The organism is Streptomyces sp. PH10-H1 (assembly GCF_030063355.1).
Lineage (GTDB): Bacteria > Actinomycetota > Actinomycetes > Streptomycetales > Streptomycetaceae > Actinacidiphila.
Map to the genome: position 1 here is coordinate 33680 of NZ_JASISZ010000013.1, position 24071 is coordinate 57750.

At 71.3% G+C, this 24071-nt stretch carries 18 protein-coding genes and 1 pseudogene; 8 read left to right on the forward strand and 11 right to left on the reverse strand.

Translation table 11 applies throughout. The features are described 5' to 3' along the window. The first annotated feature begins 28 nt into the window (after positions 1 to 28). Together cydD and QMK24_RS11075 are read left to right on the forward strand one after the other, a co-directional pair. On the forward strand, positions 29 to 3760 hold the full coding sequence (gene cydD, locus QMK24_RS11070) for a thiol reductant ABC exporter subunit CydD (RefSeq protein ID WP_283465312.1): 3732 nt from the start codon (positions 29 to 31) through the stop codon (positions 3758 to 3760). Positions 3761 to 3797: 37 nt separating this feature from the next. Next, complete coding sequence (locus QMK24_RS11075; RefSeq protein WP_283465313.1) at positions 3798 to 5477, forward strand: sensor histidine kinase; 1680 nt, start codon at positions 3798 to 3800, stop codon at positions 5475 to 5477. Positions 5478 to 5544: 67 nt separating this feature from the next. Here QMK24_RS11075 and QMK24_RS11080 read toward each other — a convergent pair whose 3' ends face one another. The 5 genes from QMK24_RS11080 to QMK24_RS11100 form a co-directional block, all read right to left on the reverse strand. Further along, on the reverse strand, positions 5545 to 6402 hold the full coding sequence (locus tag QMK24_RS11080; RefSeq protein WP_283465314.1) for a Cof-type HAD-IIB family hydrolase: 858 nt from the start codon (positions 6400 to 6402) through the stop codon (positions 5545 to 5547). A gap of 105 nt (positions 6403 to 6507) precedes the next feature. Continuing rightward, on the reverse strand, positions 6508 to 7470 hold the full coding sequence (locus tag QMK24_RS11085; protein WP_283465315.1) for a MerR family transcriptional regulator: 963 nt from the start codon (positions 7468 to 7470) through the stop codon (positions 6508 to 6510). 16 nt (positions 7471 to 7486) lie between these two features. Then, on the reverse strand, positions 7487 to 8380 hold the full coding sequence (locus QMK24_RS11090; RefSeq protein ID WP_283465316.1) for a metal-dependent hydrolase: 894 nt from the start codon (positions 8378 to 8380) through the stop codon (positions 7487 to 7489). A 59-nt stretch (positions 8381 to 8439) separates the two neighbouring features. Continuing rightward, positions 8440 to 10266, reverse strand: a complete 1827-nt coding sequence (locus QMK24_RS11095; RefSeq protein WP_283465317.1) for an SDR family oxidoreductase — start codon at positions 10264 to 10266, stop codon at positions 8440 to 8442. Then, positions 10263 to 11123: a M24 family metallopeptidase gene (locus QMK24_RS11100; RefSeq protein ID WP_502962434.1), complete on the reverse strand. Its 861-nt coding sequence runs from the start codon at positions 11121 to 11123 to the stop codon at positions 10263 to 10265. Before QMK24_RS11100 ends, QMK24_RS11095 begins: the two co-directional genes overlap by 4 nt. Before the next feature lie 268 nt (positions 11124 to 11391). Between QMK24_RS11100 and QMK24_RS11105 the strand changes: the two genes are divergently transcribed. From QMK24_RS11105 to QMK24_RS11120, 4 genes are read left to right on the forward strand one after another with little or no spacing between them, the layout of a single operon-like run. After that, positions 11392 to 12405, forward strand: a complete 1014-nt coding sequence (locus QMK24_RS11105; protein WP_283465318.1) for an ABC transporter ATP-binding protein — start codon at positions 11392 to 11394, stop codon at positions 12403 to 12405. Positions 12406 to 12454: 49 nt separating this feature from the next. Then, positions 12455 to 13339: an ABC transporter permease subunit gene (locus QMK24_RS11110; RefSeq protein ID WP_283465320.1), complete on the forward strand. Its 885-nt coding sequence runs from the start codon at positions 12455 to 12457 to the stop codon at positions 13337 to 13339. Next, positions 13336 to 14307, forward strand: a complete 972-nt coding sequence (locus QMK24_RS11115) for an ABC transporter ATP-binding protein (protein ID WP_283465322.1) — start codon at positions 13336 to 13338, stop codon at positions 14305 to 14307. Before QMK24_RS11110 ends, QMK24_RS11115 begins: the two co-directional genes overlap by 4 nt. Before the next feature lie 22 nt (positions 14308 to 14329). Next, positions 14330 to 15049 carry an ABC transporter permease gene (locus QMK24_RS11120; RefSeq protein ID WP_283465323.1) on the forward strand — a complete coding sequence of 240 codons (720 nt, stop codon included), beginning with the start codon at positions 14330 to 14332 and terminating at the stop codon, positions 15047 to 15049. 90 nt (positions 15050 to 15139) lie between these two features. On the opposite strand, the gene QMK24_RS11125 is transcribed toward QMK24_RS11120, so the two are convergent. Together QMK24_RS11125 and QMK24_RS11130 are read right to left on the reverse strand one after the other, a co-directional pair. Then, positions 15140 to 16447, reverse strand: coding sequence for a CynX/NimT family MFS transporter (locus QMK24_RS11125; RefSeq protein WP_502962435.1), 1308 nt, complete (start codon positions 16445 to 16447; stop codon positions 15140 to 15142). Between the two features lie 23 nt (positions 16448 to 16470). After that, positions 16471 to 17160: a FadR/GntR family transcriptional regulator gene (locus QMK24_RS11130; RefSeq protein ID WP_283465324.1), complete on the reverse strand. Its 690-nt coding sequence runs from the start codon at positions 17158 to 17160 to the stop codon at positions 16471 to 16473. A gap of 151 nt (positions 17161 to 17311) precedes the next feature. On the opposite strand from QMK24_RS11130, the gene QMK24_RS11135 reads away from it, so the two are divergent. Together QMK24_RS11135 and QMK24_RS41455 are read left to right on the forward strand one after the other, a co-directional pair. Further along, a complete protein-coding gene (locus QMK24_RS11135; RefSeq protein WP_283465325.1) occupies positions 17312 to 17938 on the forward strand; it encodes a YceI family protein in 627 nt (208 codons plus the stop codon). A gap of 100 nt (positions 17939 to 18038) precedes the next feature. Beyond that, a pseudogene (locus QMK24_RS41455) lies at positions 18039 to 18629 on the forward strand (rhomboid-like protein); the annotation flags it as partial. Between the two features lie 13 nt (positions 18630 to 18642). Here the strand turns inward: QMK24_RS41455 and pdxR are convergent. The 4 genes from pdxR to pheA all read right to left on the reverse strand — a co-directional run bounded on the left by pdxR (position 18643) and on the right by pheA (position 24051). Beyond that, positions 18643 to 20109 (reverse strand): MocR-like pyridoxine biosynthesis transcription factor PdxR, encoded by a 1467-nt coding sequence (gene pdxR / locus QMK24_RS11140; RefSeq protein ID WP_502962440.1) that lies wholly within the window; start codon positions 20107 to 20109, stop codon positions 18643 to 18645. A gap of 407 nt (positions 20110 to 20516) precedes the next feature. Beyond that, the gene (locus tag QMK24_RS11145) at positions 20517 to 21332 is read right to left on the reverse strand and encodes an HAD family hydrolase (protein WP_283465329.1); all 816 of its coding nucleotides are present in this window, start codon (positions 21330 to 21332) and stop codon (positions 20517 to 20519) included. Then, positions 21329 to 22606: a serine--tRNA ligase gene (serS, locus tag QMK24_RS11150; protein ID WP_283465330.1), complete on the reverse strand. Its 1278-nt coding sequence runs from the start codon at positions 22604 to 22606 to the stop codon at positions 21329 to 21331. Before serS ends, QMK24_RS11145 begins: the two co-directional genes overlap by 4 nt. A 518-nt stretch (positions 22607 to 23124) precedes the next feature. Further along, the gene (gene pheA, locus QMK24_RS11155; RefSeq protein ID WP_283465332.1) at positions 23125 to 24051 is read right to left on the reverse strand and encodes a prephenate dehydratase; all 927 of its coding nucleotides are present in this window, start codon (positions 24049 to 24051) and stop codon (positions 23125 to 23127) included. Between the last annotated feature and the right edge of the window lie 20 nt (positions 24052 to 24071).

Sequence of the window (24071 nt, forward strand, 5' to 3'; positions counted from 1 at the left end):
CCGTCGCTCGCCGAGGGGAATGTTCCACGTGAAACCAGTCGATCCGCGCCTGCTCCGGTACGCCCGTGCCAGCCGCGTCTTCCTCGCGGCGTCGGTGGCCCTCGGGCTCGCCGGGGCGGGGCTGGTCGTGGCTCAGGCGATGCTCATCGCCGAGATCGTCGTCGGCGGTTTCCAGCACGGCCTCGACGCCGGCGGACTGCGCACTCCCCTGGTGCTGCTCGCCGTCGTCGCGGCCGGCCGGGCGCTCATCGCCTGGCTCACCGAGCTGTGCGCGCACCGCGCCAGCGCGGCCGTCAAGTCCGAACTGCGCGGCCGGCTGCTGGAACGGGCCACCGCCCTCGGCCCCTCCTGGCTCTCTGGACAGCGCACCGGTGAACTCACCACACTCGCCACCCGCGGGGTCGACGCGCTCGACGACTACTTCGCCCGCTATATGCCGCAGCTCGGGCTGGCCGTCGTCGTACCGGTCGTGGTGCTCGCCCGGATCGTCACCTCCGACTGGATCTCGGCGCTCACCATCGCGCTGACGCTCCCGCTCATCCCGCTCTTCATGATCCTGATCGGCTGGGCCACCCAGGACCGGATGAACCGTCAGTGGCGGCTGCTCGCCCGGCTGTCCGGACACTTCCTGGACGTCGTCGGCGGTCTCCCCACGCTGAAGGTCTTCGGGCGGGCCAAGGCGCAGGCCGCATCGATCCGCACCATCACCGACGACTACCGGCGTGCGACCATGCGGACGCTGCGTATCGCGTTCCTGTCAGCCTTCGCCCTCGAACTCCTCGCGACGATCTCCGTCGCGCTGGTCGCCGTAGGCATCGGTATGCGGCTGGTCCACGGGGATCTGGACCTCTACACCGGGCTGGTCGTGCTCGTGCTCGCGCCGGAGGCGTATCTGCCGCTCCGGCAGGTGGGTGCGCAGTACCACTCCGCCGCCGAAGGACTGGCCGCCGCCGACGAGGTGTTCGCCGTGCTGGAGACGGCCTCCCCCGCCGCCGGGACCCGCCCGGCCCCCGATTTGCGGCACGCGGTCATCGCTGTGGACGGCTTGACGGTTCATCATGAGGGCCGCGAGCAGCCCTCGCTCGCCGAGATCTCCTTCACCGTCTCCCCCGGTGAGACGGTCGCCGTCGTGGGCCCGAGCGGTGTCGGCAAGACCACGCTGCTGGCCGCGCTGCTCGGCTTCGCGCGGCCGTCCGGCGGCCGGATCCTCGTCGACGGCACCGAGCTGGCGGCGATCGATCCCGAGAGCTGGCACCGCCAGATCGCCTGGGTGCCCCAGCGGCCCCACCTCTTCGCCGGCACCATCGCCGAGAATGTCCGGCTCGCTCGCCCCGACGCCACCGACGCGCAGGTGCACGCCGCCCTCCGCGACGCAGGTGCCCTCGACTTCGCCGCCCTCGACACCCCCCTCGGTGAGGGCGGCACCGGCATTTCCGCCGGGCAGCGCCAACGGCTCGCCCTCGCCCGCGCCTTCCTGGCCGACCGCCCGCTCCTCCTGCTCGACGAACCCACCGCCAACCTGGACGGGGACACCGAGGCGGCCGTAGTGGCCGCGGTCCGCCGGCTGGCGGTGGGCCGCACCGTCCTGCTGGTCGTCCACCGTCCGGCCCTCCTCGCCGTGGCCGACCGCACCATTCGCCTGCGGCGCGCTGTGCCCGCCGAACGGGCCGCCGTGCCGGCCGAACCGGCTGAACCGGCTGAACCGGCCGCAGGGGAGGGCGCCGGGGAGAGCGCCGCGCTCCAGGGACGCTCCTCGCCCGCCGGGCTGGCAGCCGCTGATGCCCTGCGGAACCCTTCCGCGCTGCGGACCGCACTAGGACCGAGGTACTCCGGACCGATCGAGGGCGCCGACCCGGCGGTACCGGACCACGGCACCGACGTCGCCGGGCTGGCCGCCGGGCTGGCCGCCGGGCCGGCCGCCGGGCCGGACTGCGGGGTATCCGCAGCCGCCGGGCCGCGGGCGGAGGCGGGTCCGCTGCGGCGGGTGCGGCGGATGGCCGGGCCGTTGCGGGGTCGTTTCGCGCTGGCGCTGCTGCTGGGGGCGCTGGCGCTCGGATGTGCGGTGGGGCTGATGGCCACCTCCGGGTGGCTGATCAGCCGGGCGTCGCAGCAGCCGCCGGTGCTGTATTTGATGGTCGCCGTCACGGCGACACGCGCGTTCGGGATCGGGCGGGCCGTGTGCCGGTACGCGGAGCGGCTGGTGTCGCACGACGCGGTCTTCCGTTCGCTCGCGGACCTGCGGGTGGCCGTCTACCGCCGCGTCGAGCGGCTCGCGCCCGCGGGTCTGCGGGAGACGCGGCGCGGCGATCTGCTGTCCCGGCTGGTGGCGGACGTCGACGGACTGCAGGACTACTTCCTGCGCTGGCTGCTGCCCGCCGGGGTGGCGTCGGCGGTCTGCGTCGCGTCGGCGGCGTTCACCGGCTGGCTGCTGCCCGAGGCTGGTGCGGCGCTGGCCGTGGGGCTGCTCATCGCGGGTGCGGGTGTTCCCGCGCTGTCCGCCGCCATGTCGCGGCGTGCCGAGCGGCGGCTGGCGCCGGCCAGGGGAGAGCTGTCGGAGCGGGTCGTCGATCTGCTGACCGGTACTGCCGAGCTGACGGTCGCGGGAGCGCTGCCGGGCCGCCGGGCGAGCGCGGCACGGTCCGACCGGACGCTCACCCGGATCGCCGGGCGGTCCGCCGCGACCACCGCGCTGGGCGCCGGGCTGACCGCGCTGGTCTGCGGTCTGACGGTGGTGGCCTGCGCGTATGCGGGGGTCCAGGCGGTACGGGACGGCCGGCTGGACGCGGTCGCGCTCGCGGTCGTGGTACTCACCCCGCTCGCCGCTTTCGAGGCGGTCACCGGAATGCCACTGGCGGCGCAGTACCGGCAGCGCAGCCGGGAAGCGGCGCGCAGGGTGTTCGAGGTGCTGGACGCGGCGGAGCCGGTCCGGGAGCCGGAGCACCCGGCGGAGGCGCCGGCGGGGCCGTTCCCGCTGGTGGTACGGGGTCTGACGGCCCGCCACCCCGGCCAGTCGCGGCGGGCCCTCGACGGTGTGGACCTCGACCTCACGCCAGGCCGCAGGGTCGCGGTGGTCGGCCCGTCGGGTGCGGGCAAGACGACCCTGGCGCAGGTGCTGCTGCGCTTCCTCGACGCGGAGAGCGGTTCCTACACCCTCGCGGGTACCGAAGCGGCGGCACTGGACGGCGATGATGTGCGCCGGCTGGTCGGTCTGTGCGCGCAGGACGCGCATGTCTTCGACAGTTCGGTGCGCGAGAACCTGCGGCTGGCGCGCCCATCCGCCGACGACGACGCACTGCGTGCCGCTCTCGCATCGGCCCGGCTGGACGTGGACCTCGACACGCTCGTCGGCGAGCACGGTGCCCGGCTGTCCGGCGGCCAGCGCCAGCGGCTCGCGCTGGCCCGCGCGCTGCTCGCCGACTTCCCTGTACTGGTGCTCGACGAGCCGGCCGAGCACCTCGACCTGCCGACCGCCGACGCCCTGACCGCGGATCTGCTCGACGCCACCGCGGGCCGTACGACCCTGCTGATCACGCACCGGCTGGCGGGCCTGGCGGGGGACGCCGTCGATGAGATCGTCGTCCTCGACCGGGGCCGCGTCGTGCAGCGCGGTACGTACGCGGAGCTGGCCGCCGCCGACGGGCCGTTCCGCCGCACGCTCGAACGGGAGCGGACCGCGGACCTGGCGGCCGATACTGCCGCAACGGTCGGCACCTCTGACACCTCTGACACGTCCGACACGTCCGACACGGTCATGGTCTGACCGGTCGGGACAAACCGGACTAACTACGCTCATGGGTATGGCAGACGACAGCGACCCGACCACCCTCAGCTTCCAGGGCATGGCCTCCCAGATCACCGTGCGGCTGCCCGAGCTGCTGGAGGCCGTCGTCTCCGTCGGCACCGGTCTGGAGCTGCACATGACGCTGCGCAGGATCGTCGAGACCGCCGCCGAGCTGGCCGGCGCCCGCTACGCGGCGCTCGGCGTCCTCAACTCCGACGGCACCGGTCTCGCCGACTTCGTCACCCACGGCATCAGCGAGGAGGAGGCCACTCGCATCGGCGCCCTCCCGGACGGCCGTACGGGGCTGCTCGGCACGCTAATCGGCGATCCGGTGCCGCTGCGGCTTGCGGACCTCACGGCGGACCCCCGGTCGGCCGGGTTTCCGCCGAACCACCCCCCGATGCGCGCCTTTCTCGGCGTGCCGATCCGTATCCACACGGAGGTCTTCGGGAATCTCTATCTGACCGAGAAGCGCGGTGGTGGCGAGTTCACGGAGGAGGATCTGCATGTGGTGCGGATTCTGGCCACCGAGGCGGGGATCGCGCTCGGCAACGCGCGGCTGTACGAGGCGACCCGCCAGCGCGAGCGCTGGATCAACGGTTCGGCCGCCCTCACCACCGCCCTGCTGACGGGCGACGACGCCGAGGACGCGCTGGACGTGGTGGCCGAGCAGGCCCGCAAGCTCGCCGAGGCCGCCGCCGGTCTCGTACTGCTGCCGACCAAGGACGGCGGTCTGGAGGTCGTCGCCGTCTCGGCGGACGAACCGGCAGGGATGCTCGGCACCGTCATCGAGGCGGAGAGCCCGGTCGCCGAACTGTTGCTTAACGGGGAGCCGGTCTTCATCGACGACTCCTCCATGGACGTACGGATGACGACGCATCTGGCCACCCGCTTCGGGCCCAGCATGCTGCTTCCGCTCAAGAGCAGCGACCGGGTCATCGGCACCCTCGCGCTGCCGCGCGAACGCGGCGGCAAGCTGTTCACCGAGGTGGAGCGCACCCTGGCGACCCAGTTCGCCGCGCAGGCCGCGCTGGCGCTGCTGCTTGCCGACGTCCAGCGCGACCGGGAGCGGCTGGCGGTCTATGAGGACCGCGACCGGATCGCCCGTGACCTGCACGACCTCGTGATCCAGCGGCTGTTCGCGACCGGCATGATGCTGCAGGGCGCGCAGCGCCGGTCGGTGGTCCCCCAGGTGCGGGACGGGATCGGCAAGGCCGTCGACGAACTGGACGCCACCATCGAGGAGGTGCGCACCGCGATCTTCGCCCTCCAGCAGACCCCGGCCGACGCGCCGGCCGGACTGCGGACGCGGGTGCTGCGCGAGATCGGGACGGCGGCCGTCCCGCTCGGTTTCCAGCCGTCGGTACGGTTCACCGGCGCGGTGGACGCGCTGGTCGGCGAGCTGACGGCGAAGAACCTGATCGCGGCGCTGCGCGAGGTGCTGTCGAACGCCTTCCGGCATGCGGGGGCGTCACGGATCGATGTGGTGATCGACGCGACGGTCGCGCTGCCGGACGAGGCCGGCACCGGGGTCCAGCTGACCGTCACCGACGACGGCGTGGGCATCCCCGAGGACGGCCGCCGCAGCGGGCTGCGCAATCTGGCGCGGCGCGCGGAGGCCCTGGGCGGGTCGAGCGCCTACGGACCGGGACCGGACGGCGCCGGGACGAGGGTCGTCTGGGAGGCGCCGCTTTAGGGGCCCGTGCTTCAGGCGGCCCGTCCGGCGGCCGGTCGTGGCGCCGGCCGCCGCGTCAGTTGGGGCGTCAGTTGCGGCGGCCGGCCAGGATCCGCTCGATGATCCGCGCGACGCCGTCGTCCTCGTTGGCGGTCGTGCGGTGGGTGGTGGCGGCCAGGACATCGGGGTGCGCGTTCGCCACCGCGTACGAGGTGCCGGCCCAGCTGAGCATCGCCAGATCGTTCGGCATGTCGCCGAAGGCGACGACCTCCTCGGCCGATACGCCGCGTTCCGCGCAGCACCGCGCGAGAGTGGTGGCCTTGCTGACGCCCGGGCCGCTGATCTCCAGCAGCGCGGACGCGCTGGACCGGGTGATCTCACCGTGCTCCCCGGCGGCGCTCAGCGCCATGGCGAGAAACGCGTCCGGATCGGCGTCCGGGTGCTTGGCCAGCAGTTTCAATACCGGAGCGCCGTTGTCGGCGAGCAGCTCCTCGGCGGGGGCGATCACCGCGTCGGACATCGCGGCGTACGGCGGGTAGGCGGGCTCGTACGAGAAACCGTTCGTCCGTTCGATGGCGAAGGTCGTGCCCGGCACGGCCGCGCGCAGCGACTCCACGACCGTGAGCGCGTCCTTCGTGTCGAGCGGGTACGCGGCGAGCAGCCGGCTGCGGTGCAGGTCGTAGACGGCCGCGCCGTTCGCGCAGATCGCCATGCCGTGCCGTGCGGTGTGCTCGGCGACGACGCCCATCCAGCGGGCCGGCCGTCCGGTGACGAAGAAGACCTCGATACCGGCTGCCTCGGCGTCCGCGAGCGCGGCGACCGTCCGGGCCGAGACCGTCTTGTCGTCACGGAGCAGCGTGCCGTCGAGGTCGGTGGCGATCAGCCGGGTCGTGGGGGCCGACGGGCGGGCGTCCGGGGACTGGGGATGCTCGGGGGCTGAGGTCACGGCCCCATTCTCCCGTACATGACCACGCCGACCGTACACAGGTACGGGCGTGGCGCGGTGACCGCAGGGTTGCACCGGGTTAGGCGTCCTCCGGCCGCGCTTTCCTCAGTCGCCGGACGGGCTGAAATGCGGACCGTCCGTGGCGGGGAGCCCGGCGAGGGCGTCCATGGTGCGGGCGCGCACTTCCCGTTCGGCGGCGGCGGCGATGAAGGCGGGGACGTTGCGGCGGCCGACCAGCTCGCGGACGGCGCCCACCGTTTCCACGGGCAGCGGGACCGGGACCTGGGCAGGTTCCGCTGACGGCGGCGGCCCGGTCGCCGCCGCGAGGTCGCCCAGGTGCCGCTGGACCTGCCGGGTGGCCATCATCCGCATCGCGCGCGCGAGTTCCGCGTCGATGGTCTGCTGGGCGAGCGGGCGCAGCCGCCGGACGAGGGACGCCGCCTCCGCCGCCTCCGCGTCGGTGGGCGGATGGTCCAGATAGCGCTGGAAGACATGCTCGGTGGTGAACTGCAGGAACCGCTCCGAGATGTACTCGACCTGGATCCGCAGCTCCCGCAGATGACCGGTGATCGCCGACAGCGGGATGCCCGCCGCGTACAGCTCGGCGGCGACCGCCAGCTCCTGGGGGCTGGGGACCAGGAACTCGTCCTCGGTGCCGGGAACCGTCTCCAGGACGCCGAGTTCCAGGGCATCGGTGATGGCGGCCTCGTCGGGGACACCGCCGAACGCCTCGGTCAGCTCGGCGCGGGTGATCCGGGCCGGGGTCTCGTCGGACCAGGGGCGGTCCACCTCGTGCACCAGGCCGAGGACTCCGCCGAGTCCGGTGCCCGCGTCCCAGGCCTCCAGCAGCTCCTTGATACTGGCCAGCGTGTAGCCGCGCTCCAGGAGGTCGGCGATCTGCCGCAGCCGGACCAGATGGGTGTCGTCGTACACATTGGCCCGGCCCCGGCGTTCCGGTTTCGGGAGCAGCCCGCGGTCCTGGTAGGCCCGGATCGTCCGCACCGTGGCGCCGCTGAAGTGGGCCAGGTCCTCGATGCGGTACGCGCGGTGCTCGGCGGAGACGGTCAAGCGGTCCTCCCTGGACTCACGAGGCGGCCGCGCGGCCTATCGCGCCCGCGGCGATCCGTGCCGCCGGGGAACTCGCCAGGTACTCGACGGCCCAGCGCAGCGATCCCTCCTGTGACGGATGGTACGACCGCCGGAGGTATCTGGGCATGGCCATGTTCAGCGAGGCCCAGGACGGCAGCAGCCCCTTGGCGGCCGCCGCCCGGTGGTCGCGGAAGCGGTATCTGCCGTGCGCGAGCTGGGGATCGTGGCGCATCAGGAAGCGGGCTCCGGTCACCCAGAGGTAGGCGAGGGCCGGCCAGGCGAGCACCATCCCCTCCGCGCGGCGCAGATAGCGGGGCAGGCCCTCGCCGGCGACATGCTGGTACATGTCGAAGGCGACCGCCCGGTGCTCGACCTCCTCGGCGCCGTGCCAGCGCAGCAGATCCAGCATCACCTCGTCGGTACCCGCTTCGTCGAGTGCCCCGGCGGCCAGGATCCAGTCGCCGAGCACCGCGGTGAAGTGCTCGATCGCGGCGATGAGCGACAGCCGGAACTTGAGCCACTCGGCCCGCGGTACCGGCACGCCGAGCGGCGGCTTCTCCCCGAGCAGCACATCGAACATCCACTCAACCTGCCGGGTGTAGCGGGCCGTGTCGAGGTTCTGCTCGGCCAGATGATCCAGGACATAGGCGTGCTGCACGCTGTGGGTGGCCTCCTGGCCCATGAACCCCTTGACGTCCTTGAGCAGCGCTTCGTCGGTGACCAGGGGCAGGGCCTCCTTGAAGACCTTGACGAACCATCTCTCCCCGGCGGGCAGCAGCAGGTGCAGCACATTGATGACGTGCGTCGCGGTCGGCTCGTCGGGGATCCAGTGGAGCGGAGTCTCCTTCCAGTCGAACGAGACGCGCCGCGGCTTGATCGCGTAGCTCATGGTGTGGTGACCTCCTTCAGGGGCTTCCTGGGCTACTGGGCCTACGGGGCCTACGGGGCTTACAGGGGCGGATCGAGGCGGGCCAGAGCGCGGAGCGCCTTGGGGGACAGCCGGGCCAGCAGCCGGGCGCCACGCGCCTCGGGGGTGACCGGTACGACGGCGGAGTTGCGCAGCACCGCGCGCACGATCGCCTGAGCGACCTTCTCCGGCGGGTAGTTGCGCAGCCCGTACAGCCGCGAGGACTTGGCCCGGCGGCGTTCCTGCTCCGCGTCGGTGACCCCGGCGAAGCGGGTGGCCGAGGTGATGTTGGTGTTGACGATGCCGGGGCAGATGGCGGTCACCCCGATGCCGTGCGGGGCCAGTTCGGCGCGCAGGCATTCGCTGAGCATCAGCACGGCGGCCTTGGACGTGCTGTACGCGGGCAGGGCGCGGGAGGGCTGATAGGCCGCGGCCGAGGCGGTGTTGACGATGTGGCCGCCCTGGCCGCGCTCCACCATCTGCCGGGCGAAGAGCCGGCAGCCGTGGATGACGCCCCACAAGTTGACGTCCAGCACCCGCTTCCAGTCCTCGGTGGTGGTGTCGAGGAAGGCACCGGCCAGGCCGATCCCGGCATTGTTGACGACGACATCGGGCACGCCGTACTCGCCGGCGGTCTTCTCGGCGAGCTTCTCCATGGCCTGCTCGTCGGAGACGTCGACGGTTTCGGCCCAGGCGTCCGGCGCGCCGATCAGCCGTGCTAGTTCGGCGGTGCGGGCCGCCGACTCCGCGTCCCGGTCCACCGCGATGATCCGCGCCCCCGCCTCGGCGAAGGCGAAGCAGGTGGCCCGCCCGATGCCGCTGCCCGCGCCGGTCACCAGCACCAGCTGACCGGCGAACCGCTCGCCGGCCGGGCCGGCCTTGGCCGGGGTCTCCTTGGCCGGGTGGCCCTCTTCGTTGACCGTCACGAATTCACCGATCCACTGGGCGATCTGGTCCGGACGGGTGCGTGGCACCCAGTGGGTGGTGGGAATGGTGCGGCGCCGCAGGTTGGGGACCCACTGTTCCAGCCCGTCGTAGAGCTTCTCCGACAGGAACGGGTCACCGGTCGGGGTGATCAGCTGCACCGGCACATGGGCGTAGGCGTCCGAGCGCGGCGCGCGCAGCCGCTCCCTGACGTTGTCCCGGTAGAGCCACGCGCCGTGCGCGGCGTCCTCGGGGAGCGAGGCCGTCGGGTAGTCCGCCGAGGACAGCTTCTCGACGCGGGCGAGCAGCTTGGGCCACTGCCGGCCGAGCACTCCGCGCCAGGCCAGTTCCGGCAGGACGGGGGTGTGGAGCGCGTACACGTACCAGGACTTGGCGCCCTGGCCGAGGAGCTCGCCCACGCGCCGCGGGGTCGGCCGCGAGACGCGCTGCTTGATCCAGTGGCCGAAGTGGTCGAGGGAGGGGCCGGAGATGGAGGTGAAGGAGGCGATCCGGCCCTCGGTCCGCCCCACGGTGGCGAATTCCCAGCCCTGGACCGAACCCCAGTCATGGCCGACGAGGTGCACCGGCCGGTCCGGGCTGACCGCGTCCGCGACGGCCAGGAAGTCGTCGGTCAGCTTCTCCAGCCGGAAGCCGCCGCGCAGCGGTTTCGGAGCCGTCGAACGGCCGTGCCCGCGCACGTCATAGAGCACGACATGGAAGCGGCCCGCGAGCCGGACGGCGACCTGCGACCACACTTCCTTGCTGTCGGGGTATCCGTGCAGCAGCACCACGGTGGGCAGCGACGCGTCCCCGTACTCGGCGACGCACAGCTCCACCCCGTCGGCCTGTACCCGGCGCTCGCGCGGTTCCCCGGTGCCGGCCCCGTCTCCGACTTCGTCCCCGGCCCCGTCGTCGGGCCGGCCCCCGGTCTCGTCCTCGGTCATACGGACAGCCCCGCTTCCTTCCAGCGCTTCACATGCGGCAGTTCGTCGTCCAGCCAGTACGCGTCCGTCCCGGTGACCACGAGGATCTCCTCGAACTTCGCACCGGTCCCCCGGAAGCCCAGATGGGGCTCCACCGCCCACAGCCCCGGCTGCGGCGGATGGTCGGACATCCGGTACGGGCTCCACAGCGGGGACCAGCCGTCGCGGTGGCCGTGCAGGGCGTCCTTCGCCAGCCCCTTGAGGCTCTGGGTGCCGAAGCCGGCGATCTGCGGTGACCAGCGCCGCTCCTTGACCCGGTCGACCTTGTGGGCGATGACGCCGAACGGATAGGCCCGGTGGCGGTTGGCGTACCCCTGCTTCGCCATCAGCCGGTCCACGTCCTCGTAGATCGCCCGCAGCGACCGGCGCTCGCGCACCTCGCGCAGGATCAGTTCACGGTGCTCGCGCAGATCCGCCAGCAGCCGGTCATGGACCGGGTTGAGCCCCAGACAGCCGGAGTACCCGATGTCGGCGGTAAAGCCCTTGTAGACGGGGGCGGTGTCGAGGATGAAGGGCATCCCCGGCTCCAGCCGCCGGTGGGTCGGGAAGAACTGCAGCGGCACTTTGAAGCCGGTGAAGGCCGTCCGGTCCCCGAACCAGGCGAACGGCAGATGGAACCAGTCCCGCACGCCCCGCTCACGCAGCCACTCCCGCATCATGCGGGCGGCCTCGCGTTCGGTCACGCCCGGCCTGAGCTGCGCCGCGACTGCCTCGGCGCACGCGTACGCCAGCCGCTGCACCTCCCGGAACCCGTCCAGCCCGTCCGGATTCCCGCTTCGGCCGTCCAGCCGGTCCATCTCGTCCGATGGATGACTCATCACTACCGCCCCGTCCCAGTACGGCACCCAGCACGGCATGCATCGACCCTGACATCGATGAATGTGACACCACTTCATGGCATGGTCAAGGGGGTGTGCGTCAGCCTGTGGAAAACTCCTCGCCCGAGCACCCGCCCCAGCACCCGACCCCGACACATGAAGCGGCTTCCGGACGAGATCCCCTACGGGAGGTCAGCCCGCAGGACTACCCCGATTAGGCCCCACAGAGGGACGCCCAGGTGTGGTCTGCGCCACTACCTTCGAAAACGTGACTGTGATCGTGACCGAAAGCCTGAGCAAGCGGTACCCACGGGTGACCGCCCTGGACCGGCTCTCCGTGGACATCACCCCCGGTGTGACCGGGCTGGTGGGTGCCAACGGCGCCGGCAAGTCGACCCTGATCAAGATTCTTCTGGGTCTGTCCCCGGCCAGCGAGGGCCGTGCCGCCGTGCTCGGACTCGACGTGGCCACTGAAGGCGCTGCGATCCGCAGTCTTGTCGGTTACATGCCGGAACACGACTGTCTGCCGCCCGATGTCTCGGCGACCGAGTTCGTCGTCCACATGGCGCGGATGTCCGGGCTGCCGCCCGCCGCTGCCCGCGAGCGCACCGCCGACACCCTGCGCCATGTCGGGCTGTACGAGGAGCGGTACCGCTCCATGGGCGGCTACTCCACAGGCATGAAGCAGCGGGTCAAACTGGCCCAGGCCCTGGTCCACGACCCGCAACTGGTCCTCCTCGACGAGCCGACCAACGGGCTGGACCCGGCGGGCCGCGACGACATGCTCGGACTGATCCGCCGCGTCCACACCGACTTCGGCATCTCCGTCCTGGTCACCTCGCACCTCCTCGGTGAGCTGGAACGCATCAGCGACCACGTCGTCGTCATCGACGGCGGCAAGCTGCTTCGCTCCTCCTCCACCAGCGACTTCACACAGGCCACGGCCTCCCTCGCGGTCGAGGTCACCGACACCGACCAGCACCCCCATGGCACGCGTGCCACCTTCGACGCGCTGATCGCCGCAGGGCTCACCGCCCACGTGGACGGCCATCTGCTCCTTGTCGACATCACCGGCGACGAGACGTACGACTTCGTGCGCGACGCCGTCGCCGAACTCGGCCTCGGCCTGGTGCGCATGGAGCAGCGCAGGCACCGCATCGCGGAGATCTTCAGCGACGAGGACGAGGACGACGGCGCCGACACCACAGGCGACGCCAATGCCAACGCCAACACCGACACGGACACCGACCTCAAGGAAGGAGCGGGCCGCGATGCCGCCTGAGACACAGACACCCACCACCTCCCCCATGTCTCCGACGAACCCATCCCCCATGGCGCACGAAGACGTCATCCACAACATCGGCTACCGCCACTACGGCGGCCCGCGCCTCGGCCGCGGCTACGCCCGTCTCTCGCTCTTCTCGCAGAGCCTGCGCGGCGCCTTCGGCCTCGGCTGGTCCGCGAAGTCCAAGGTCCTGCCGATGCTGCTGGTCGCCGCGATGTGCGCCCCCGCGCTGATCATCGTCGCGGTCGCGATCAGCACGAAGATGACCAAGCTCCCGCTGCAGTACATGCAGTACACGATCTATCTGCAGATGGTCATCGGCCTCTTCGTCGCGGCCCAGGCCCCGCAGTCCGTCTCCCGCGACCTGCGGTTCAAGACGACACCGCTGTACTTCTCGCGCCCCATCGAGCGCATCGACTACGTCACCGCCAAGTTCGCGGCGATGACAGCGGCACTGTTCATCCTCACCGCCGTGCCGCTGGTGATCCTCTACGTCGGCGCTCTGCTCGGGAAGTTGGGCTTCACGTCCCAGACCGCCGGGTTCGGGAAGGGAATCGTGGCCGCTCTTCTGCTCTCCCTGCTCCTCGCGGGCATCGGCATGGTCATCGCCGCCATCACACCGCGCCGCGGTTTCGGTGTCGCCGCGATCATCGCGGTCATCGCCATCTCCTACGGGGCGGTCAGCGCGATCCAGGGCGTCGCCTACAGCCAGGGCAACTTCGAGGCGGAGGGCTGGTTCGGCCTCTTCTCCCCGATCAGCCTGCTGGACGGCGCGCAGGCATGGTGGCTCGGAGCCACCGTGTCGACGCCCGGCAACTACGGCCCGCCCGACGCCATGGCGGGCATCGCGTACCTGCTCGTGCTCATCGCCGTGATCGTGGGCTGCTTCGGCCTGCTGATGCGCCGCTACCGGAAGGTCGGACTCTCGTGACGACGATCACCATCGACAACGTCTCGCGCTGGTTCGGCAACGTGGTGGCGGTCAATGACGTCACCATGTCGATCGGCCCCGGTGTGACGGGCCTGCTCGGCCCGAACGGCGCGGGAAAGTCCACCCTCATCAACATGATGGCCGGCTTCCTGTCCCCCTCCACCGGCACCGTCACCCTCGACGGCACGCAGATCTGGCGCAATGAGCAGGCGTACCGCCACATCGGGATCGTGCCCGAGCGCGAGGGGATGTACGACTTCCTCACCGGCAAGGAGTTCGTCCTCGCCAACGCGGAGCTGCACGGCCTCGCGGACCCCGGCGCGGCCGCCCGCAGCGCGCTCGCGACGGTCGAGATGCAGTACGCGCAGGACCGCAAGATCGACACGTACTCCAAGGGTATGCGGCAGCGCGTGAAGATGGCCTCGGCCCTCGTGCACGACCCGTCGGTGCTGCTGCTCGACGAGCCCTTCAACGGTATGGACCCGCGCCAGCGCCTCCATCTCATGGATCTGCTCCGGCAGATGGGCGCCGAAGGCCGCACCGTGCTGTTCTCCTCGCACATCCTGGAGGAGGTGGAGCAGCTCGCGAGCCATATCGAGGTCGTGGTGGCCGGACGGCATGCCGCCTCCGGTGACTTCCGCAAGATCCGCCGCCTGATGACGGACCGCCCGCACCGCTACCTCGTACGGTCCAGCGACGACCGGCAGCTGGCCGCCGCGCTCATCGCGGACGCGTCCACCGCCGCGATCGAACTCGACTGGTCCGAGGATGGGAGGGGCAGCGCGCAGCGCTTCGCTGGAGGGGCGGTGGCGGGAGACGGGCGGGCACTGCGTATCCAGGCGATCGACTTCGCCGGCTTCACCGAGCTGCTGCCGCGCGTCGCCCGCGACCACGGCATCCGGCTGTACACGGTCTCGCCGTCCGACGAGTCCCTGGAGAGCGTCTTCTCCTACCTGGTCACGGCGTAAACGGCGTAAGGAGCCCACAGCGATGTACAACCCCACCGTGGCCCGGCTCACCTTCCGGGCGCTGCTCGGCAGGCGCCGCGCGCTCATCCTCTTCGCGCTGCCCGCGCTGCTCATCATCATCTCCGTCGCCGTGCGCGCCCTGGCCGGCGTGGACGACGACGTCATCAGCCACCTGCTGGGCGGCTTCGCGCTCGCCACCATGGTGCCGCTGATCGGCGTCATCGCCGGTACGGGCGCGATCGGCCCGGAGATCGACGACGGGTCGATCGTCTATCTGCTCGCGAAGCCGCTGAAGCGGCCGTCGATCATCATGACGAAACTCGTCGTCGCCGTAGGCGTCGCCATGGCGTTCTCGGCGATCCCCACCCTGATCGCCGGATACATCCTGAACGGCAACAGCCAGCAGATCGCGGTCGCCTACGGAATCGCCGCGGCCGTCGCGTCGATCGCCTACGCCGCGGTCTTCCTGCTGCTGGGCGTCATCACCCGGCACGCGGTGGTGGCCGGTCTGGTCTACGCCCTGGTCTGGGAGTCCCTCATCGGCAACCTCGTCCCGGGCGCCCGCACCCTCAGCGTCCAGCAGTGGTCGCTGGCGCTGGCGCAGAGGATCGGGGGCGGCGACATCATCAAGTCCGACGTCGGTCTCCCGCTCGCCGTCGTGCTGCTGGTCGGGGTGACGGCCGCCGCCACCTGGTTCGCCGCGCAGCGGCTGCGTTCGCTGACGCTGGCCGGCGAGGAGTGACGGACCCGGCGGAGCCGTGACGCCGTCCGGACGGGCTTGACATCAAGCCCGTCCGGCGATTGAGGACGAACTTGCTGCGGGGCGGACGTCTCAGAGCTTGCGGTCCCTGGCCGCGCCCAGTCCCGCGGCGAGCTGCGCGCCGCACAGCAACAGCATCAGCACGATCGGGGCGGTCCAGCCGCCACTGCTCTGGTAGAGCGCGCCGGCCGCCAGCGGCCCCGAGGCGGCGAGCAGATAGCCGACGCCCTGGGCCAGGCCCGACAGCCGCGCGGCCGTGTACGCGTCGCGGCTGCGGAGCACGATCATCGTGAGCGCCAGCCCGACGGCGCCGCCCTGGCCGACGCCGAGCAGTGCGGCCCAGGCCCAGGCGCCGCCGACCGGGTTCACCAGCAGTCCGACGTATCCGGAGGCGGTCAGCGCGACCGCGACGGCCACCAGCGGGCCCTGATTCCGCATCCGGGCCGCCAGCAGCGGGAAGACGAACGCGCCCACCACCTGGATCAGGTTGCTGACCGCGAAGACGACACCTGCCGTGCTCTTGCTCATCCCGTGGTCGGTGAGGATCGTCGGCATCCAGGCGATGACGACGTAGACGAGCAGCGACTGCAGACCCATGAAGCAGGTGACCTGCCAGGCCAGCGTCGACCGCCAGACGCCCGCGTCCCGGACCCGGTCCGGGCCCAAGCCCTTGCCCAGACCCGGACTCCGGCCCTGGTGCCCGGTGGTGCTGATCGCCGTGGCGGCGGGTGCGGACCGGCTTCGGCGCTCCAGCACCACCTGGGGGAACCAGACCGCCGCGGCGACGGCCGCCGGAAGGGCCCAGAAGGCCAGCGCGGCCTGCCAGCTGCCGCCGAAGGATTTCTCCAGGGGTACGGACACCCCGGCGGCCGTCGACGCGCCGATGACCATCGCGCAGGTGTAAAGCGAGGTCATGCTCGCGGCCCGGTGCGGGAAGTCGCGCTTGATCAGACCGGGCATCAGGACGTTCAGCAGGGCTATCGCCGTGCCCAGCAGGATACTTCCGGCGAACAGCGCCACCACCGAGGACAGCGACCGCACCACGATCCCGGCGGCCAGCGCCGTCAGCGCGGCGAACAGCACCTGCTCGGTACCGAACCGCCGCGACAGCCGCGGCGCGAACATCGAACCCAGCCCCAGGAAGAGCACCGGCACCGACGTGACCAGGCTGCTCACCGTCGAGGACAGCCCGAAGTGCGCGCTGACGTCGCCGACCAGCGGCGCCATGCTGGCCAGCGCGCCCCGCATGTTGAGCGAGGCCAGCACGATGCCGGCCAGCAGCAGCGCGGGGTGGGAGAGCAGCCGGGACGACTCGGGCGGGTGGCCGGGCTCCGCGTCGATGAGCGGGAAGGTGGCGGTCGGGCGGGTCAAGGCAGGCACCTTTCTGTGAATTCCGGAGCCGTTCAACGGTTGAGGAGCGCTTCGACCGCGCGCAGCGGCTCGCTGAGCAGTGCCCGCGCGGCGCTGTCCGCGGCCTGCGGGTCGCGCGCCTCGATGGCGTCGACCAGCGCGGTGTGTGCCGCCAGGTCGATCGGCGGCATGTCGCTGTCGCCGACCGCGGCGAGCAGCGTTTCGCGCACCGAGGAGCTGAAGTAGCGGTAGACCTCGGTCAGCGCGGCATTGTGCGCGGCTTCCACCACGTACTGGTGGAAGCGGACGTCGTCGTCCGCCTGGGCACCGCCGGTCAGTTCCGCCCCATGGTGATGGACGCTGCCGAGCGCGGCGCGCATCCGCTCCAGGTCCTCGGGCGTCCGCCGGACGGCGGCCAGCCGGGCGCCCTCCGCCTCCATCGCGATCCGCAGCTCCAGGACGTCGCGGATACCGGCCCGGCGCATGCCGAGCAGGACGGCGGCGGGATCCGCCGTGGAGATCACGTACGTGCCCTGGCCCTGCCGGGACTCCAGCTGCCCGGCGTGCGCGAGCACCCGGACCGCTTCGCGGACCGTGTTGCGGCCCACGCCGAGCAGGTCGGCCAGCTCGTGCTCGGTCGGGATGCGCATCCCGACCCGCCAGGTGCCGGCGGTGAGCTGCTCGCGGAGCTGCTCGACGACGGTGTCGACCAGGGACTTGCGGTCGGCTGCGTGAAGTGTCATCCGGTCATCCTACAACTCGTGGTCCTTCTACTACTCACCTACTCACCGCCGGTCCATCCGCAGGACCATTCGGGGGACCTTGTTGAAAGTTCAATGGAATGGAGTTATGGTGAATTAAGTTGAACGTTGAACCACTTGCAAGGAGCACATCATGGGCCTCTTCAGCCGCACCAAGACCGCCAACACCACCACCGGCACCGCGGGCACCGCCGTTGCGACCGCTCCCGTCTCCGCCGACCTGTCGCACCTGACCGGCGACTACACCATCGACCCGACCCACAGTGAGGTCGGATTCTCCGTCCGGCACGCCATGGTCACCACGGTCCGTGGCCAGTTCGCCGAGTACGAGGGCTCGCTGCACCTCGACGGCGCCGACCCGCACCTGTCGACCGCCGAGCTGGTCATCAAGGTCGCCAGCATCGACACCAACCAGGCTCAGCGCGACGATCACCTGCGCACCGGCGACTTCTTCGATGCCCCCGCGTTCCCGGAGATCACCTTCCGCTCCATCTCCGCCGAGCGCCTCGGCGAGGACTCGTACCGGCTGACGGGCGACCTCACCATCAAGGGCACCACGCGCCCCGTCACCCTCGACCTTGCCTACAACGGCGCCGCCAAGGACCTGTACGGCAACGAGCGCGTCGGCTTCGAAGGCACCGCCAAGATCGACCGGACCGACTGGGGCCTGAACTACAACGCCGCCCTGGAGACCGGTGGCGTCCTCATCGGGGAGCAGGTCAAGCTGCACTTCGACATCTCCGCCATCAAGGCCGTCTGATCACGGCGACCGATCAGGGCCCTCGGGGGAGGGCCTTCTGATCAAGATCGTCCGAAACGCGATTGGCCGCGTCCACCGGCCCTGACGGATGATGTGGGGGATGGCCGCAGAACAAGACACCCGGACGCCAGTCGAGCGCCGCCGCATCACCCTTCGAGGTGTGGGGCGCTTCGGCGTTTCCTGGGTGCGTTCATCCCCCGGCACACACATATGGCTGCTGATCCTGACGATCACGACCTGTGTCGTCGCCGTCGTGTCGCCGCATGTGCGCGCGTATCTGCTGCACCACGTCAGCACCAACCTCATCGAGTTGCGGCAGCATCCGGTCCGGGTGCTGCTCGCCAGCGCCCTGTGGGTCGCGACCCCGTCCGGCTTCGCCATCTACTTCGTCTTCTACCAGCTGATCCACGCGCCCGCCGAACGCTGGATGGGCACCTGGCGCTGGCTCGTCGTCGTCGCCACCGCGCACATCGGCGCCACGCTCGTCAGCCAGAAGGCCGTGCTCTTCGGCATCCACTACGACCGGCTGCCGCGCTCCCTCGCCCACACGGTCGACGTCGGTGTGAGCTACGGCATGGCCGGAGTCGTCGGCGTACTGACGTACATGGTGCCGCGCCCCTGGCGATGGGGATATCTGCTGGGGATCCTGACGTTCTTCACGGTGCCCGTCCTCACCAGCCGCACCTTCACCGACCTCGGCCATCTCACGGCCGTGCTGATCGGTCTGGCCTGCTACGCGCTGACGCCGACCGCTCGGCGGCCGATCCCGCGACGGCCCACCCCTCCCCGCCGGACGGCGGCTCCCCACCTGACTCCCCACGGGATGGCGGAAGCGCCCGGCACAAGGCTTCCAGAGCGCCGCTGAAGGCATGGTCGGGCGGGGTGCCGTAGCCGACGACCAGTCCGTCCTGGAGCGGCATGACGCTGCCGGGGTGCCGGTAGCCGGCCAGGCCGTCCAGAACGAGACCCTGCCGGAGCGCGTCCCGCACGGCCGCGCCCTCGGTGCCGGGCGGAAGGTCGAGTACGGCATGCAGCCCGGCCGCGACACCGGAGACCCCGATGTGCGGGGCGCGCTCGGCGAGGGCGGTGACGAGCTGGTCGCGCCTACGCCGGTAGCGCTGCCGCATCCGGCGGACATGGCGGTCGTACGAGCCCGAGCCGATGAAATCCGCGAGGGTCAGCTGGTCCAGGGCGCCGGCCGTGCCCTCCCGTTCGCCCTTGACCGCCACGACCTCGTTCACGAGCCGGCCGGGCAGCACCATCCAGCCCAGCCGCACCGCGGGTGACAGGCTCTTGCTGACCGAGCCGAGGTAGACGACGCGTTCGGGGTCGAGGCCCTGCACCGCGCCGACCGGCTGCCGGTCGTAACGGAACTCTCCGTCGTAGTCGTCCTCCAGGACGAAGCCGGCCGTGGTCCTCGCCCAGTCGACGACGGCCGCCCGCCGCTCCGGGCCCAGCGGGCCGCCGGTCGGGAACTGGTGCGCGGGGGTGAGCAGTACGGACTTCGCCCCGCTCGCCGCCAGCTCCCCGGTACGGGCCCCGTCGGCGTCGACGCTGAGCGGCACCGTACGGACCCGGGCGGCGGCCAGGATGCCGCGGTGGAACCCGAGACCGTACGCCTCCACGGCCATCGGGCCGCGCAGCACCTGGGTCAGCAGCCGCAGGGCGTGGGCGAAGCCCGAGCAGATGACGATCCTGTCCGGCTCCGTGCGCACCCCGCGGGCGCGCGCCAGGTACTCCGCCAGCGCCTCGCGCAGCTCGGGGCGGCCGTGCGGGTCGCCGGGGCCGAACGCCTCGTTGGGCGCCGCGGTCAGCGCACGGCGGGCGGAGGTGAGCCAGGCGGCACGGGGGAAACTCGCGGCATCGGGCCGCCCCTGCAGCAGGCTGTACGCGGGCGGCGCGCTGCGCGTGGCGGTCGGCGGGGCGGGCGTAGCGCCGCGTACCGCGTCCGGCCCCCGTACGGGAGCCGGTTTCAACGGCGCCGTGCGCGGCGCGACACGGGTGCCGGAGCCCTGGCGGGCGGTCAGCCAGCCCTCGGCGACGAGTTCGGCGTACGCCTCGGCGACGGTGTTGCGGGCGATGCCGAGGTCGGCGGAGAGCGAGCGGTACGGCGGCAGCCGGGTGCCCGGGGCGAGGCGTCCGCTCCGGATCGCCTCACGCAGCGCGCGCATCAGCGAGGCACGGCGTCCGCCGGGGCCGGTCAACTCCAGGTGAAGGTCACTGCCGATCGCCTCGGCGGCAGCCGCACCCGGATCAGGACCCGCACTCGGGCCCGAATGGGCATCCGGGTCCGGGTCCGGGTCCGGATTCGCCGTGGCGCCGGTCGAATTGGCCCTGGACTCCGTCATGGAAACGCACGGTACTACCGGTCGGTTTGTGCCCGGGCCGCCGGGCGGTCGTACCGCGCCTCGGCCGCGCCGTGCCGCGAACGGGTTGCGCCGCGCCTCGGCCGCGCCGACCCGGCGGCGGCCGTGCCGCGGGTGGGCCGCGCGTGGGCCGCGCGTGGGCGGCCCGCGCCTACCGGACCATGGCGGCCCGCGCCTACCCGGCGCCTACCGTCCATGGCCGCCGGCAGGGCCTACGCTCGCGCGAGGAGCCGTTCCAGGACGACGGCGATGCCGTCTTCGTCGTTCGAGGTGGTGACCTCGTCCGCGACGGCCTTCAGTTCATCGTGCGCGTTGGCCATCGCGACGCCGTGGGCGGCCCACGCGAACATCGGCAGATCGTTCGGCATATCGCCGAAGGCGATGGTGCCGGCGGCCGTCAGGCCCAGCCGGCGGGCGGCGATCGCGAGGCCGGTGGCCTTGCTGAGGCCCAGCGGCAGCAGCTCGACGATGCCCTCGCCCGCCATCGTCACCCCGACCAGATCGCCCGCGACCTCGCGCGCGACCCGGGCCAGACCGTCGTCGTCCAGGCCCGGGTGCTGGAGGTAGAGCTTGTTGAGCGGGGCGCTCCACAGCTCGCTGTCGTCCTGCATATGGATCACCGGCAGCTCGGGGTGGTGCTGGTACCCCGCGCCGATCAGCACCTCGCCGTCGAGGCCGTCACGGCTCGCGGCCAGGAAGAGCGGGCCGATCTCGGCCTCGATCTTCGCCAGCGCGAGCCCGGCGAGCTGGCGGTCGAGCGTGACGGACGTCAGCAGCCGGTGCTCGCCCGCGTGGTAGACCTGCGCCCCCTGGCTGCAGACCGCGAGGCCCTCGTAGCCCAGGTCGTCCAGGATGTGCCGGACCCAGGCCACGGAACGGCCGGTGACGACGAGGTGGGCCGCGCCTGCCGCGGTGGCCGCGGCGAGCGCTGCCCGCGAGCGCTCCGAGACGGTGTTGTCGCTGCGCAGCAGCGTGCCGTCCAGATCGGTGGCGATCAGGTGGTACGGGAGGGACACGGGGGAACTCACTTGCTGACCGGCTCCAGGAACTCACGGCCGCCCAGGTAGGGACGCAGTACCTCCGGGACCCGGACCGAGCCGTCGGCCTGCTGGTGGTTCTCCAGGATCGCCACGATGGTGCGCGGTACGGCGCACAGCGTGCCGTTGAGCGTGGCGAGCGGGCGGGTGCCCTTCTCGTCGCGCAGCCGGATCGAGAGCCGGCGGGACTGGAACTCGGTGGTGTTCGAGGTCGAGGTCAGCTCGCGGTACTTGCCCTGGGTGGGAATCCACGCCTCGCAGTCGAACTTGCGCGACGCCGAGGAGCCCAGGTCGCCCGAGGCGAGTTCGATCACCTGGAAGGGCAGTTCCAGGGCGGTCAGCCACTGCTTCTCCCAGTCCAGCAGCCGCTGGTGCTCGGCCTCCGCGTCCTCCGGCGTGGTGTAGACGAACATCTCGACCTTGTCGAACTGGTGCACCCGGATGATGCCGCGGGTGTCCTTGCCGTACGAGCCCGCCTCGCGGCGGTAGCAGGGCGAGAAGCCCGCGTACCGCAGCGGCAGCTTGGCCGCGTCGATGATCTCGTCCATGTGGTACGCGGCGAGCGGGACCTCGGAGGTGCCGACCAGGTACAGGTCGTCCTTCTCCAGGTAGTAGACGTCGTCCTCGACCTGGCCGAGGTAGCCGGTGCCGGCCATGGCCGCCGGCTTGACCAGGGTGGGGGTGAGGATCGGGATGAAGCCGGCCGCGGTGGCCTGCGCGACGGCCGCGTTGACCAGGGCCAGCTCCAGCAGCGCGCCGACGCCCGTCAGGTAGTAGAAGCGCGAGCCGGAGACCTTGGCGCCGCGGTCGACGTCGATGGCGCCGAGCAGCTCGCCCAGCTCCAGGTGGTCCTTGGGCTCGAAGCCCTCGGCGGCGAAATCGCGCGGGGCACCGAGCTGCTCGAGGACGACGAAGTCCTCCTCGCCGCCGATCGGCGCGTCCGGGTGGACGAGGTTGCCGAGCTGGAGCAGCAGGCGCTGGGCCTCCTGCGCGGCCTCGTTCTGCTCGGCGTCCGCCGCCTTGACCGCGGCCGAGAGCACGCCGGTCTTCTTCAGCAGTTCGGCCTTCTCGTCCCCCTGTGCCTTGGGGATGAGCTTGCCGAGCTGCCGCTGTTCGGCGCGCAGTTCATCGAAGCGATGACTGGACGACCTGCGCCGCTCGTCGGCGGAGAGGAGGGCGTCGACGAGCGCGACGTCCTCTCCACGGGCGCGCTGGGAGGCGCGCACACGGTCGGGGTCCTCACGAAGCAGGCGAAGGTCAATCACGGCTACAGGCTACCGGGGCTGAGGGGCCGGACGCGACAAGTTAAGGGCTTTAAGTGGCGTTATGTCCGTTTCGATGAAAAGGGGAGCGAAATGCAATAACGGACAAAAGGTCGCCGTCAACCGAATTCACCGCATCCCTCCATCGGGGCATCGTCCTTGTGGAGAACGGGAGTTGAGAGGGGGTGCGGGCCCGGGTTATCCACAGGCGGATGGGGATTCTTTTCCTTTGTCCACAGGTTGTGTGTGCGAACTGTGGAAGACGGAGTTGATCGTTCCGGGTGCTCCGTGCTCGGCGAAGGATTCCCGGTCGAAACCCACTTAACACTCACTTTCGAGTGAGAAGTGTTCCCCCTATAGAGTTGATCAGAGGAATTGGGCTGACGAAGGGTGACCTGCGCCACTGTGGACGACCTCGGTGGCTGTGTACCGATTTGTCGACTAGGTCGGGTTGGTCTGTCGACTTATCCCCAGTTATCCCCAGGCTGAGCTTCCGGCCTGTGGATAACTTCGTGGACGACTCAGCCCCGCCCGTCCAGCGCCCGTCCCAGCCAGTCCGCCGCCTCGGTGAACTCGCTGTCCGTCGTTCCGGGGCGCACCTGCGGCCGCACCGTGTCGGCCCGCGGATAGGAGCCCAGGAACCGCACCTGCGGGCAGATCCGCTTCAGACCCATCAGCGCCTCGCTGACCCGGCGGTCGGTGATGTGCCCCTCGCAGTCAACCGAGAAGCAGTACCGGCCGATGCCCTCACCCGTCGGCCGCGACTCGATGCGCACCAGGTTCACCCCGCGCACCGCGAACTCCTGGAGCAGTTCCAGCAGCGCGCCCGGGTGGTCGTCCCCGAGCCAGAAGACAGCCGACGTCTTGTCCGCACCGGTCGGCGCCGCCGGGCGGGCCGGGCGGCCGACCAGGACGAAGCGCGTCGCCGCGTTCCTCGCGTCATGGATCTCGGTGACGAGCGGCTCCAGACCGTACGTGGGCGCCGCGAACTCGCCCGCGAACGCCCCGTCGAAACGGCCCTCCTGCACCAGCCGCGCCCCGTCCGCGTTCGACGCCGATGACTCCCACACGGCGTTCGGCAGCTGGGCCCGCAGCCACTTGCGCACCTGCGGCTGCGCGACCGGATGCCCGGTCACCGTCTTCACGTCCGTGAGCTTGGTGCCCGGCCGCACCAGCAGCGCGAACGCGATGGGCAGCAGCACCTCGCGGTAGATCATCAGCGGCACGCCGGTCGCCAGCTCGTCGAGGGTCGCGGTCACCCCGCCCTCCACCGAGTTCTCGATCGGCACCAGCGCCCCGCCGGCCTCGCCGTTGCGCACGGCGTCCAGCACGGCCGGCACCGACACCATCGGGACCAGCTCGCGGGTCGCCGCCTCGGGAAGCGTGCGGAGCGCGGCCTCGGTGAATGTGCCTTCAGGACCCAGATAGGTATAGCGGCTCGCCGACATACGGTCACCCTAATGCGCCG